Here is a 12,582-nt window from a genome sequence, read left to right as displayed (position 1 = left end):
AATGACAGTTCATACAACGGCCACCGACGCGACAATGCAAACCGGGCTCGACCGGCGTGCCGCCTTTTGCCGCGACATCGCCCGTTCGGCGGGTGCGGTGGCGCTTGACGGTTTCACCAATCGCGTCGCCGGCTTCGGCATGAAGGGGCCGCAGGATTTCCTGACCGAGACGGATGCCGCCGTGGAGCGTCATCTCAAGGCGCGCATCGCCGAAGAATTCCCCGAAGACGGGTTTCTCGGCGAGGAAGGCGGCGGAGCCATCAAATCCGATATCTGGGTCGTTGATCCGATCGACGGCACGGCGAATTTTGCCCGCGACATTCCGCATTTCTGCATCTCGATCGCCTTCGTCAGCAATGGCGAGACCGAGATCGGCGCGATCTACAATCCAGTCCTGGACGAATTGTATTTCGCGCGGCGCGGGCAAGGTGGAACACGCAACGCCAAGGCATTGTCGGCCGCCAGGACAAGCGATTTCGATGCGGCTTGCGTCGAGTTTGGCTGGTCGAACCGCAAGACCAACAAGCGCTACCTGGAAGTCCTGTCCAACATCCTCGAGCGCGGCGCCAATGTGCGGCGCGGTGCATCGGGCGCACTCGGCCTCGCCTATGTCGCCGATGGCCGCTCGGACGCCTACGCCGAGTTGCACATGCATGCCTGGGACTGTCTGGCCGGGCTGTTGATGGTCAAGGAAGCCGGCGGTGTCGTCGCTCCCTTCCTTTCGCTCGGCGGGCTGACCAAGGGCGGGGCGGTGCTGGCTGCTGCGCCCGGCGTGGCGTCGGGCATGAGCGAAGCGACTGGCATAAAGCTCGAAGCCGGGCACTGAATTCTTCCACAGAAGCATCAGAGCAAGCATCAAGGCCGAACGCCCATGGACACCAATAGCCCGCGATATGAGCGTCCGGCGCTCAGCCTGATCGAACGCAATATCACCGGCTATGGCGTCGATGTTTATGTCAGCGGCATGGACGGGGCAGGCGACCTCGCGCTGCTTAGGGAAAACAACATCACGACAGTGGTGAATTGCGCCGTCAATCTCGACTTCAACTACGCGACCGAGCCGTTCGGCGAGGGCGAGGCGGATGATGCCATCTACGGTGTCGGTGCCGTGCGCTACTACAAGCTTGGCCTGATCGACGGCCATGGCAATCCGGAGACGATGATGCTCGCAGGCTACTATCTGCTGCGCGGCGCCTTCTCCCAGCAACTGCCTGAAAAAAGTACCTATCGCCGGCGCGAGAAGGGCAATGTGCTGGTCAATTGCCGTGGCGGCCGTAGCCGTTCGGTGACGCTTGTCGCACTCTTCCTGCATGTCGAGATGCCGGACAGGTTTCCGACGCTGGAGGACGCCTTGCAGCATGTGCGTGTGCAGCGAGAGCTTCGCCCGGACGAATGGCACGAGGCGCCGAAGCCGATGCTGATCGCCGCCGCGCGCAAGGCAGCGCAATGGATCGCCATGATCGACAAGGGGCTGCCGGAACTGCCAGCCGGTCGCGCAGCAGGCGTCCTCGCCACGGCCGACTGAATGGCGCGTGCCATCCACGAGTGAGAATGAAATGAAGATAGCCGTCATCGCCGACCCGCATTTCCACGACATCAGCCATCGCCAGGGCGGGTGGTCGGGTGAAGGGGCGGCGATCCGGACTCTCGCCGACACAGCAGCGTCGACGCGGGTGTTCAACGAAAGCTTTCATGCGACCCGCGCGCTGCTCGACGACATCGTGCGCAGGGGCATTTCGCTGGTGGTTGTTGCCGGCGACCTGACCGACGACGGCCAGCAATCGACAATGACCGCGGCGACCGCGCTGCTGGACGACTATTCCAGACGCTTCGGCCTGCGCTTCGTGGCAACACCTGGCAATCATGATCTCTACGCCATCCATGGCCGCCACCAGAGCAAGCGTTTTCTCAATACCGACGGCTCGCACACGCTGGTGACCAGCGACGCGAATGTCAGCCAAGGTGACTCCGTCGAGCGGATCGTCATCGCCGAGATGTATTGCGGCGGCTATGACACGGCCATTGCGGCAATGGGCGCCTATGGCTTCTTCCGACGTGACGGCGACCTGCATTGGGAATGCCCGTTCGGCGCCGAGGATGCGCTTGAGGCGCGCACGTTCAAGATCGCCTCGGCCGATAGCCTGACCACGCGGCGTATCGTTGATGCCTCCTTCCTGGTCGAGCCTGTCGAAGGGCTGTGGCTGTTGTCGATCGACGCCAATGTGTTCGAGCCGCGCAATGGCGATCTCGATCCGACATTGGAGAAAAGCTACCTCGACAGCACCGATGCCGGCTGGAACTCTATGCTGCGCAACAAGCCGTTCGTCTTCGCCTGGATGAAGGATGTCGCCGCGAGGGCCAAGGTGGCGGGCAAGAAGCTGATCGCCTTTTCGCACTATCCTGTCATCGATCCGCTCAACGGCACCTCGGCCGACGAAGCGAAGATCTTGAACGACACGAGTTTTCTCAGGCGCACGCCAGGTGCGGAAGTTTCTCGCGCCGCAGCGTCTACTGGTATCAAGGTGCATTTCAGCGGCCACCTGCATATCAACGACACGGCGCTTTTCCGCGATGGCGACGATTTCCTCGTCAACATCGCGGTCCCCTCGATGGTCGGCTTCCCGCCGGCCTACAAGGTCGTCGATGTCGGTAGCGCAAGCCTCGACGTCGAGACTGTGACCATCGCCGATGTGCCCGGCTATGACGCGGCATTCCCGTATTATCGTGTCGAGGCGGCAAGGGAGGGGCTTTCGGCTGCGGTGACGGACGCAAAAAACCATGCCGATTTCCTCAGCCGTCATCTCACTGAGATGGTGCGCCACCGCTATCTGCCCAAGGAGTGGCCGCAGGATCTGGCCGGGCTTGTACCCCAGCTCAGCCTTGGCGACCTCGACGCGCTCGCCGGTATTCGCGAGCCGCTTGCGGTCAGTGACGTGCCGTTGGTTTTGGCTGCTGTGCGCAAGACAGAGACGGGCATGGAGGCTTGGCGCGGACTCCCTTTCTTCGAGGTGATCGTCGACTGGTATCGGCTGCGCAAGGGCAGGGAGATCGCGCTCGATTTCATCGATGCCGAGCGCATCGCAGCCTACCGTCTGACAGCGCAGCGATATGCCGTTGGATCATGGCCGCAGGGCAGTCTGCAGGACCGGCTGGCCTCGTTCATGCGCATGATGATGGACTGGCTCGACAGTCAGCCCTCGCGCGATTTTTCCGTCGACCTCGCCACCGGAAAGGTCGAGCGCAACGATCATTTGGGTCGCACCGTGCGGCGCCAGACCGGAGCGGCGTGAAAGCACACGCGCCCGCCGCTCAAGGCGCCGGGATCGTCGCTTTCCAGAAGCGTGGTGATGTGTTCGGCGATCTGGGCGATCGGTTGGCGGAAGGTGGTCAGCTGATAGGACGCCCAACTGGCCTGCTCGATATCGTCGAAGCCGACGACGCAGAGGTCCGCCGGCACGTTCATACCGAACTCAACACGCGCCGCATCCATGAAGCCGCAGGCCAGAAGGTCGGTGACGCAAAACGCCGCCTCGGGCCGTTCCGAGCCGCTGAGCAGCAGGCGCCCTGCCTCGAAGCCAGCGCCGTAGCCGGTCGGGCCGGCGCGGGTGATGGTGACGTCGAGGCCAGCCTCTTTGGCTGCTTGTTGGAAACCGCGCTCGCGGGCGACCAGGCTGGGCGTGCCGGCTTGCGAGGAGACCACCGCGATGCGGCTGCAGCCGGCGCGGTGCAGCATGTGGAAGGCTTCGCGCGCGGCAACAGCGTTGTCGACGGTGATGCTTTCGGGGCCGTCGAGATGATCGTCGCGGTTGATCAGGATGACGTGCTGGCCGCTGTTGATGCAGGTGTTGATCAGCGATGCCGGCGGCGTGCCTGACAGCACCACAGTGGCATTGGCGCGGTAGTTCAGCGTCTGGCGCAGGGCTGCCTCGACGCTGTCGCTGTCGCCCGAGGTGTTGATGACCATGGCGACGCGGTTGATCGCCTGCAGGCGCCGGGTGATCGCGTCGAGCAGGCGCGAATGATAGGGCGTGTTGATGTCGGCGCCGATCAGGCAAACGATGCCGCTGTTTTCGTGGATCAGGCTACGCGCAAGGTGGTTGACGTGGTAGCCGAGCTGCTCGGCTGCCTCCAGCACCTTCTTGCGTGTCGTCTCCGAGACGCTCGCCCCATCTGTGAAGGTACGCGATACCGCCGAGCGCGAAACGCCGGCCAGTTCAGCGACCTGCTGTGCGCTGACGAATGACCTGCCCGGCTTCAGTTCGGACATTGCACAGCTCCAGTTTGGCCACGCGGCGAACCGCTTCGCAAGCGTTGCACAAATGTGCAACGCGCCATTCCTGATACAATCGGATTGCCGCCTCTGCAATCCTTTGGCTGCAATCTTGCAGCGATCAGCTGTCGCTTGGAAAACCTGTTCAGGCGGTTGCTTCAACCGGGGCTGCGAGGTCAGCGACGGTCAGGTTGCGGATGAGGGTTGCGAGCTCCGGCTCGTCGATCAGTACCGCAGCATCGGCGGGTGCCAGCCATGCGCGCTGCCGCGCCCCGGCCTCCTGCCATTCCTGCAACTCCTCCGACACCTCGATCAGGTAAGCGGTGACCACGACATTGACGAAACTGGTCGACAGCCGTTTCCAGTAGCAATAGCTGCCGGCTGGCGTTTTCAGCGCCTTTCCGCGCACGCCGGCTTCCTCGCGGGCCTCGACAAGGGCGGCTTGGCGGGCACTTTTGCCTTTCATCGGCCAACCCTTGGGCACGATGAAACGGCGGGTGCCGCGCGACGTCACAAGCATGACCTCAAGCTCGCCGCCCCCGTTCAGCCGGAACGGAATGGCAGCAACCTGGGCGATGATCTCGCCCTTGGTCGCCTTGCGCAGGGTCTTCTTGTCCTTTGGCATTTTCGCCCAATCATTCCTTTCGATGCGACCACTTCAGGTGCTGTAGCACTGCGGCCGGTTCAGCTTCATGACGCTTAAGATAGTGTGATGAACACGATTGCAAAATGCGTAAAAAGCACTCACTCTGCAACAGGCTAAAACGACATAAGATCGTTAGACGGCGAAAAATAAATCGGAGGGAACCAAAACATGAAATCTGCCTATTTGCGTTCGGCCGCTTTGGCCGCTGTTCTTTTCGCCGGTGGTACGGCGGCGCAGGCCGAGAGCCTGACACTTTATTGTGCCGCCGATGAGGCACTGTGCCAGCAGATCAAGACCGGTTTTGAAGAAAAGACCGGCATCACCGTCGACATGACGCGCAAGAGCTCGGGCGAAACCTATGCCCAGCTGCGCGCCGAGGCCGGCAATCCGAAGGGCGATGTCTGGTGGGGCGGTACCGGCGACCCGCATCTGCAGGCGGCCCAGGAAGACCTCACCGAGGCATATATGTCGCCGATGCGTGGCGAGCTGCACGACTGGGCGATCAAGCAGGCGGAAGCCGCCGGCAACAAGACCATAGGCGTCTATTCCGGGGCGCTCGGCTTCGGCTACAACAAGGATCTGCTGGCCAAGAACGGCCTGCCCGAGCCGAAGTGCTGGGAAGACCTGACCAAGGCCGAATATAAGGGCCAGATCCAGATCGCCAATCCGAATTCATCGGGTACCGCCTACACGACGCTGGCAACGATGGTGCAGCTGTTTGGCGAGGACAAGGGCTTCGACTACATGAAGGCCCTACACAAGAACATCAACCAGTACACCAAGTCGGGTTCGGCGCCGATCAAGGCGGCGGGCTTGGGCGAAACCACCATCGGCATCGTGTTCATGCACGACGCGGTGGCGCAGACAGCCGCCGGCTTCCCGATCGTGACTGTTGCGCCGTGCGAGGGCACCGGCTACGAGATCGGCTCGATGTCGATCATCAAGGGCGCGCGCCATCCCGAGGCGGCCAAGAAGTTCTACGACTGGGCGCTTTCGGCCGAGATGCAAAGCAAGGCCAAGGACGTGAAGTCGTTCCAGCTGCCGTCGAACAAGTCGGCGACCGTGTCGGAGCTGACGCCCGACCTCTCGACCATCAAGCTGATCGACTACGACTTCGCGAAGTACGGCTCAAGCGACGAGCGCAAGCGTCTGCTGTCGAAATGGGACACGGAGGTCTCGACGCTGCCGCAGTAAGCCATGCGCTCCCGCGATTTCAGCGGCCGCCTGCACCCGGCCGTCGTCCTGTGGATGGCGGTCGGTTGGCTTGGCTTTGCCGTGCTCCCCTGGTTCGGTGTCGAAGATGGGTTCTTCGGCCTTTCATGGCTGTTTGGGGGTTATCCGCTCGACAGCGAGTTCGCGCCCGCGCTGATCCTCAACCTCAAGGGCGAGAAGCTGTGGCTGGCGCCGCTTGGCGTGGCGCTGGCCGCGCCGCTGTTGTTGTGGGGGCGCAGGAAATCCGATCCTCTGTTCGGCAAATTGCTGATTGCCATAGGTGCTGCCGGTTTTGCCTGGATGATGTTCCAGGGTTTTGCCATCGGCCTGCGCGGCTGGCAGTTCGGCTGGCTGCAAAGCCTGTTCGGCGATCTCGGCGACCGCCAGTTCGGCATGGGCTACGGCGCGCTGCTGGTGGGCCTTGCCTTCCTGTTTTTGTTTTCGCTCGGCCTTGCGGCACGTGGCGCGGTCGGCGGCGACGTGTTTGTGGTTTCGACCATCGCCTTTGTGGTGGCGGCGGTCGGGCTTTTCATCTTCATGCCGATCCTGCAGATGCTGGCCAATGCGCTGATCACCGCAGACGGCACCTATTCGCTCAGCGCGTTCCTCGGCAAGCTGTTCAGCGCCCGGCTGTGGGGGCTCGATTGCCTCACCGGTGGCAGCCGTTGCGGCGTTGCCTGGAATTCGCTGTTCCTGGCTGTTCTCGTCGGCGTTCTGACCACGGTCCTTGGGCTTGTCTTCGCGCTGGTGGTGACCCGCACCGGCTTTCGCTATGGCAAGCTGCTGCGCGCACTGACGGTGCTGCCCATCATCACGCCGCCCTTTGTCATCGGCCTTGCCATTGTTCTTCTGTTTGGCCTCTCCGGCGTGATCAACCAGTCAGTTGCCGAGGTCTTCGGCATCCAGCCGACGCGCTGGGTCTATGGCCTGCCGGGCCTGCTCATCGCCCAGCTTTTGGCCTTCACGCCGATCGCTTTCCTTGTGCTGATCGGTGTCGTCGAGGGCGTCAGCCCGTCGATGGAGGAGGCGGCGCAGACGCTGCGCGCCAATCGCTGGCAGACCTTCTGGACGATATCGCTGCCGTTGATGCGACCCGGCCTCGCCAATGCCTTCCTGCTTGGCTTCATCGAAAGCATGGCCGATTTTGGCAATCCGCTGGTGCTGGGCGGCAATTTCGATGTGCTGTCGACCGAGATTTTCTTCGCCATCGTCGGTGCGCAGAATGACGAGGCGCAAGCGGCGATCCTGGCAATGGTTCTGCTCGCCTTCACGCTGGTCGCCTTTTACGCGCAACGCTTCTGGCTCGGCAAGAAGTCCTACACGACGCTGTCGGGCAAGGGTGACTCAGGCGTGCATCCGCAATTGCCGACCGGGCTCCGGCGCACCGTCTATGGCATCGCCGGCTTCTGGGCGATCTTCACCATCGTCATTTATGGGACGATCTTCTACGGCAGCTTCGTCAAGCTCTGGGGCGTCGATCACAGCCTGACCTTCGCCCACTATATCAAGGCGTTCGCTGTCGGCTGGAACGAGTTCGGCATCCACTGGAAGGGCTCGGCCTGGAGTTCGTTCTGGACAACGATGATGATCGCGCTGATCTCGGCTCCGCTGACCGCCGCCATCGGCCTGCTCACCGCCTATCTTCTGGTGCGGCAGAACTTTGCCGGCAAGAACGCCTTCGAGTTCGGCACCATGTTGTCCTTCGCCATTCCCGGCACGGTGATCGGCGTGAGTTACGTGATCGCCTTCAACGTGCCGCCGATCGAACTGACCGGCACAGGCATCATCCTGGTGCTGGCCTTCATCTTCCGCAACATGCCTGTGGGCGTGCGGGCAGGGGTGGCGTCGATGTCGCAGATCGACAAGAGCCTGGACGAGTCGTCGCTGACGCTTGGTGCCAATTCCTGGCAGACCTTCCGCAAGGTGGTGCTGCCGCTGCTGAGGCCGGCGATCCTTGCGGCTTTGGTCTATTCCTTCGTCCGCGCGATGACGGCGATCAGTGCCATCATCTTCCTTGTCAGCGCCCGCTACGACATGTCGACGAGCTACATCGTCGGCCGTGTCGAAAACAACGAATACGGCATCGCGATCGCCTATTCGGCGGTGCTGATCGGCGTCATGCTGGCGGTCGTCGGGCTGATGCAGCTGTTGGTCGGGCGGCGCAATATCGGCCGGCGCGGGCATGAGTTGTCGCAGTCGCGTACGAATGTGAGCCAACCGGCATTTTCGGGAGGTAGCTGATGGACTTGTTGCTGGCCGCATCCGCGACCTTGTTACCCCCACCCCTAACCCCTCCCCACAAGGGGGAGGGGGATCCTTCCGCCGTCCCTCCCAGTCGCATCCCTGATGTGATGGGAACGCGCCACCAATCCCCCTCCCCCTTGTTGGGAGGGGTTAGGGGTGGGGGTACAGCCGACCACCAGCCGACAACCTCAAGGAGCCGCTGATGGCCGAGATCAAGAGCAACGCCGCCTCGGTGGAGTTCCGCGAGGTCACCAAGATCTATGGCAAGAGCCCGACAGCGGCGGTCAACAACGTCTCTCTGTTTGTCGAGGCCGGCAAACTCGTGACGCTGCTTGGACCGTCGGGCTGCGGAAAGACCACCACGCTTCGCATGATCGCCGGGCTCGAAATGGCGACGCGCGGTAAAATCCTGATCGGCGGTACCGACGTGACCACGCTGCCGGCGACGGACCGCGACGTGTCGATGGTGTTCCAGTCCTATGCGCTGTTTCCGCATATGAGCGTCAACGAGAATGTCGAATACGGGCTCAAGTTCTCCGGTTTCGCCAAGAAGGAGATCGGCGAGCGCGCCCGTGCCGGGCTGGAACTGGTTGGGCTCTCCGGCTATGGCAACCGCCTGCCGAGTGAGCTATCAGGAGGGCAGCAGCAGCGCGTTGCCGTGGCGCGCGCGTTGGTGCTCGAGCCGCAGGTGCTGTTGTTCGACGAGCCGCTGTCCAATCTCGACGCCAAGCTCAGGCGGCGGGTGCGCGAGGAGATCCGCGACATCCAGACCAAGCTTGGCCTGACAGTGGTTTACGTCACGCACGACCAGGAGGAGGCGCTGGCCGTCTCCGACCGCATCATCGTCATGAACAATGCCGTCATCGCGCAGGATGGCACGCCACGCGAACTCTATGACGCGCCGGCGGATGCCTTCGTTGCCGACTTCATCGGCGAGGCCAATATCTTCGACTGCGAGATCGCTGCGGTCGACGATGGGCTGGCGCATGTGCGGCTGGGTAGTTTTGAAACCAAGCTCGACGCGCGCGGCATGAAGCCAGGGGCGGCAAAGCTCGCGGTGCGGCCGAGCCGCATCGAGATCCGTCCAGTTGGAAGCCCGCGCACCATTCCGGGCCGGCTTGACAAGGTGACCTATGTCGGCAGCGACCTCGAGTTCATGGTCGGTACCGAGTTCGGCGAGGTCTTCGCCGTGTCGCCGGATGTCGATGCGCCGTTCAGGCCGGGGCAGGAGGTCGGCATCGGTTTTGCCGCGCGCGGGCCGGTGCTGATCAGGGCATAGGATTCACATGAAACGCTGGGCGGCCGCTGCAACCGCAAGATAACGCACCAGCTTGGCCGAGCCGACGAGAGCCAGAAAGCTCCACAGCGGCTCCTTTAGCGTACCGGCAATGAGTGTCAGCGGGTCGCCGATGATGGGCACCCAAGACAGCAGCAGGCTCCAACGGCCATAGCGGCGATACCAGCCTTCGGCGCGTGCCAGTGCGGCGGGGCTGGCTGGAAACCAACGGCGGTCCTTGAAGCGATCGACCTGTCGGCCGAGCAGCCAGTTGACCCATGAGCCCAATACGTTGCCGATCGTGGCAATGATGATCAGCAAGGCAAGCGAATAGCCGCCGTTGAGGATGAGCCCGGCAAGCAGGGCTTCGGACTGTGCCGGCAAAAGTGTCGCGGCAACGAAGGCCGCGACGAAGAGGCCGCCATAGGCGGCGAGGCTGGTCACCGCGAATTCACGCGGTCTATTGCGCCTGTGCCCGGCCGGAAAGGCCGTCGATGATCGGGCAGTCGGGACGGCTGTCGCCATGGCAATTGTGAACGAGATGGCGCAGCGTGTTGCGCAACTCGGTCAGCTCGGCGAGCTTGCGGTCGATCTCGGCAAGCTTGGTCTCGGCGAGGGCCTTGACGTCAGAACTCTCGCGCTCCTTGTCGCCGTAAAGCGACAGCAGCTGGCGGCATTCCTCGACCGAGAAGCCGAGGCTGCGCGAGCGCTGCAGGAAGCGCAGGCGGTGCACGTCGGACATGGAATAGTCGCGATAACCGTTGTCGGCCCGGTCGGGACTCAACAGGCCGATCTCTTCGTAATAGCGGATGGTCTTGGCCGGCAGGCCCGACTTTCCCGATGCGGTACCAATGTTCATGGTCACTCCTTGAGCGAACTTTCACCCATATAAAGCTTCCAGTAGCTAGAAGTTCAAGGGGCTGGCGAAATTGTGATGGCAGCCGGGCCAGCGTGAGCCGGCCCGACTGGTGAGGCTCAGGCGTCGTAGGCCAGCGAGGTCATCATGCCACCCACCATGTGGTAGAGATGGTGGCAGTGCAGCGCCCATTTGCCGGCATTGTCGGCGTCGAAGGCGATGGTCACCATGCCCATATTGGCCGGCACCAGCACCGTGTCGCGCATGGCACCGGCAAAACGCTTGCCGTTGACCGCGACCACCTGGAAGTGGTGGCCGTGCAGGTGCATCGGGTGCGACATGGTGGTGTGGTTCATGAAGGTGAGTTCGAAGCGGTCGCCGTTCGTCACTGCCAACGGCTTGTCCTGGCCATGCATGGCGCCATCGAGCGTCCAGACATAATTTGGTCCTTCGCCCAGCATCATGGTGTGCTCGCGCGTGGCCGCCTTTTCAGTCAGCGGCTTTGTGGCGCGGAGCCGCTGTTCCAGCTCGGCGCCGACGGCGGGGAAGTCCGTATCCGCCATGTCGGCGAACTTGGCGACAGTGGCGCCCTTTGCCGCGAGGACCGCACCAGAGCGCATGCGCCCGCCTTCCTGCACGGCGAAAATTGGCCAGGCCGAAGCTTCTCTCGGCAGCTCGAGGATGATGTCGAGGCGCTGCGCCACGGCAAACTCGAAGCGCGAGCCGTCGATCGGTTCGACCGGCATGCCGTCGACTGCGATCAGCTTGCCTGAAAGCTGGCCGAGATCGATCCACATGTTGGTGCTCGCCGCACCGTTGATCAGGCGCAGGCGCACCCGCCCGCCTGTTTCAACGGCGAAGACCTCCGGGTCGTCGAGCGTGCGGTCATTGGCAAGCAGGGCATCATATTGCACGTCCTGCAGGTGAGCCATTCCCCCCATCGGCATGCCACCCATGTTCATGCTGCCATGGTCCATCTGGCCAGCTGACATGCCAGGCATGTTGTGGCCTTCGTGCCCCGACGCTGCTGGCGCCTGCATGGCGCTCATATCGTGGCCACCGGCCTTGAGCTCGGCCAGGATCTCCTTGGGGTCGCGGAAGGTGAAGTCGTGGAATAGCACGACGACCTCCTGCACATCGGCGCCGGCTTCGGTCGGATCGCGGACGATCAGCGGAGCGGCGAGCAGGTGCTGCTCTTGCAGGCCGACATGCGAATGCATCCAGAAGGTGCCTGGCCGCGCGACGGGGAAGTCATAATCGTGGCCTTCGCCATCGGCGATCGGGTCCTGCGAGATGCCGGCGACACCGTCCTGCTGCCAGGGCGGGGTGAGGCCGTGCCAGTGTATGGCGGTCGGCTCGCCGATGCGGTTTTCGAGCCGGACACGGAAGCGCTCGCCGGCATTCATGACAAGGCCGTGGCTGCCGTCGGCCTGGGTCAGGCCCAAAACGTTGGCGGAGCGGCCCTTGACCTCAATGACGCGCTTGGCGGCAGTGATGACCTTGTGGCTGTCGGCACGGGCCTGGCGTACCGGAAGCAGGAGTGAGGGAGCCGCCGCTGCTGAGAGCGTTGCGGCGGATACCGCGAGGAAACCGCGGCGTGAAAGGGTGTTCATTACGATGTTCTCCAAATCTGAAACGGTTCCGGCCCTTGTCGAGCCGGATCGAGCGCGTTGCCGCGCCTCGGCTCAGGATATCGACGGTGGTCGGAGATGCGGCGCAGCGATGGCGCCGTACATAGGCTCGGCGGCGCGAGGTGCTGGAAGCCTGTCGGTCTCGACCGGGAAGTCCGTTGGCAGCGGCAACGGCGCGCAATAGCCGCAAGAAGCGAGACATTGCGCAAGGCAGGCCTTGCTATTCTCGTCCTGCGAGAGATCGCCGCAACAGGTGATGTCGGCCGTTGCGTGATGTGAGACCGCCTGGCTGACATGGGACTGATGCTGGCCGCCAGCAGGGTGCGCGGATGCGGCCTGGCCGAAGGCAACCAGAAGCAGCAGCAGTGCTGGTAGCAGCAAGTGCAGGGTCGAACGGACGAAGGCAAGCGGCGACATCCGTCCGGTCATTGCAGCTGCTCCATGCGT

The 12,582-nt window shown here is 63.0% G+C and carries 12 protein-coding genes; 6 read left to right on the top strand and 6 right to left on the bottom strand.

The window, feature by feature from the left end; all coding sequences use genetic code 11:
• Position 1 precedes the first annotated feature (1 nt).
• From AC1RTB_RS15740 to AC1RTB_RS15730, 3 genes are read left to right on the top strand one after another with little or no spacing between them, the layout of a single operon-like run.
• Complete coding sequence (locus tag AC1RTB_RS15740; protein WP_492879878.1) at positions 2–826, top strand: inositol monophosphatase family protein; 825 nt, start codon at positions 2–4, stop codon at positions 824–826.
• Positions 827–871: 45 nt separating this feature from the next.
• Entirely contained in the window at positions 872–1,525 is a 654-nt protein-coding gene (locus AC1RTB_RS15735) for a dual specificity protein phosphatase family protein (RefSeq protein WP_492879879.1), read from the top strand.
• Positions 1,526–1,556: 31 nt separating this feature from the next.
• Positions 1,557–3,290: a metallophosphoesterase family protein gene (locus tag AC1RTB_RS15730; RefSeq protein ID WP_492879880.1), complete on the top strand. Its 1,734-nt coding sequence runs from the start codon at positions 1,557–1,559 to the stop codon at positions 3,288–3,290.
• Here AC1RTB_RS15730 and AC1RTB_RS15725 read toward each other — a convergent pair.
• A complete protein-coding gene (locus tag AC1RTB_RS15725; protein WP_492879881.1) occupies positions 3,248–4,267 on the bottom strand; it encodes a LacI family DNA-binding transcriptional regulator in 1,020 nt (339 codons plus the stop codon). The two genes, AC1RTB_RS15730 and AC1RTB_RS15725, sit on opposite strands and share 43 nt — an antisense overlap.
• 148 nt (positions 4,268–4,415) lie before the next feature.
• Positions 4,416–4,895: an NUDIX hydrolase gene (locus AC1RTB_RS15720; RefSeq protein ID WP_492879882.1), complete on the bottom strand. Its 480-nt coding sequence runs from the start codon at positions 4,893–4,895 to the stop codon at positions 4,416–4,418.
• 189 nt (positions 4,896–5,084) lie between these two features.
• Between AC1RTB_RS15720 and AC1RTB_RS15715 the strand changes: the two genes are divergently transcribed.
• The 3 genes from AC1RTB_RS15715 to AC1RTB_RS15705 all read left to right on the top strand — a co-directional run bounded on the left by AC1RTB_RS15715 (position 5,085) and on the right by AC1RTB_RS15705 (position 9,651).
• Positions 5,085–6,110 carry an ABC transporter substrate-binding protein gene (locus AC1RTB_RS15715; RefSeq protein WP_492879883.1) on the top strand — a complete coding sequence of 342 codons (1,026 nt, stop codon included), beginning with the start codon at positions 5,085–5,087 and terminating at the stop codon, positions 6,108–6,110.
• Between the two features lie 3 nt (positions 6,111–6,113).
• Complete coding sequence (locus AC1RTB_RS15710) at positions 6,114–8,369, top strand: ABC transporter permease (RefSeq protein ID WP_492879884.1); 2,256 nt, start codon at positions 6,114–6,116, stop codon at positions 8,367–8,369.
• Positions 8,370–8,574: 205 nt separating this feature from the next.
• A complete protein-coding gene (locus AC1RTB_RS15705; protein ID WP_492879885.1) occupies positions 8,575–9,651 on the top strand; it encodes an ABC transporter ATP-binding protein in 1,077 nt (358 codons plus the stop codon).
• A 3-nt stretch (positions 9,652–9,654) separates the two neighbouring features.
• Here the strand turns inward: AC1RTB_RS15705 and AC1RTB_RS15700 are convergent, their stop codons facing one another.
• The 4 genes from AC1RTB_RS15700 to AC1RTB_RS15685 all read right to left on the bottom strand — a co-directional run bounded on the left by AC1RTB_RS15700 (position 9,655) and on the right by AC1RTB_RS15685 (position 12,564).
• Positions 9,655–10,092 (bottom strand): YqaA family protein, encoded by a 438-nt coding sequence (locus AC1RTB_RS15700; protein WP_492879886.1) that lies wholly within the window; start codon positions 10,090–10,092, stop codon positions 9,655–9,657.
• A 16-nt stretch (positions 10,093–10,108) separates the two neighbouring features.
• On the bottom strand, positions 10,109–10,507 hold the full coding sequence (gene cueR, locus AC1RTB_RS15695; protein WP_492879887.1) for a Cu(I)-responsive transcriptional regulator: 399 nt from the start codon (positions 10,505–10,507) through the stop codon (positions 10,109–10,111).
• Positions 10,508–10,623: 116 nt separating this feature from the next.
• Positions 10,624–12,117: a multicopper oxidase family protein gene (locus AC1RTB_RS15690; protein WP_492879888.1), complete on the bottom strand. Its 1,494-nt coding sequence runs from the start codon at positions 12,115–12,117 to the stop codon at positions 10,624–10,626.
• 72 nt (positions 12,118–12,189) lie between these two features.
• Positions 12,190–12,564, bottom strand: coding sequence for a hypothetical protein (locus AC1RTB_RS15685; protein ID WP_492879889.1), 375 nt, complete (start codon positions 12,562–12,564; stop codon positions 12,190–12,192).
• Positions 12,565–12,582: the final 18 nt, after the last annotated feature.

This window comes from Aminobacter sp. GW821-FHT11F06, assembly GCF_058808215.1.
The sequence above is the reverse complement of the archived record's forward strand: the minus strand, read 5'-3'. Positions and strand labels throughout refer to the sequence as shown.

Coding starts and splice junctions, on each gene's coding strand:
- AC1RTB_RS15740 (WP_492879878.1), top strand. CDS start 2: ATGACAGTTCATACAACGGCCACCGACGCGACAATGCAAACCGGGCTC.
- AC1RTB_RS15735 (WP_492879879.1), top strand. CDS start 872: ATGGACACCAATAGCCCGCGATATGAGCGTCCGGCGCTCAGCCTGATC.
- AC1RTB_RS15730 (WP_492879880.1), top strand. CDS start 1,557: ATGAAGATAGCCGTCATCGCCGACCCGCATTTCCACGACATCAGCCAT.
- AC1RTB_RS15725 (WP_492879881.1), bottom strand. CDS start 4,267: ATGTCCGAACTGAAGCCGGGCAGGTCATTCGTCAGCGCACAGCAGGTC.
- AC1RTB_RS15720 (WP_492879882.1), bottom strand. CDS start 4,895: ATGCCAAAGGACAAGAAGACCCTGCGCAAGGCGACCAAGGGCGAGATC.
- AC1RTB_RS15715 (WP_492879883.1), top strand. CDS start 5,085: ATGAAATCTGCCTATTTGCGTTCGGCCGCTTTGGCCGCTGTTCTTTTC.
- AC1RTB_RS15710 (WP_492879884.1), top strand. CDS start 6,114: ATGCGCTCCCGCGATTTCAGCGGCCGCCTGCACCCGGCCGTCGTCCTG.
- AC1RTB_RS15705 (WP_492879885.1), top strand. CDS start 8,575: ATGGCCGAGATCAAGAGCAACGCCGCCTCGGTGGAGTTCCGCGAGGTC.
- cueR (WP_492879887.1), bottom strand. CDS start 10,507: ATGAACATTGGTACCGCATCGGGAAAGTCGGGCCTGCCGGCCAAGACC.
- AC1RTB_RS15690 (WP_492879888.1), bottom strand. CDS start 12,117: ATGAACACCCTTTCACGCCGCGGTTTCCTCGCGGTATCCGCCGCAACG.
- AC1RTB_RS15685 (WP_492879889.1), bottom strand. CDS start 12,564: ATGACCGGACGGATGTCGCCGCTTGCCTTCGTCCGTTCGACCCTGCAC.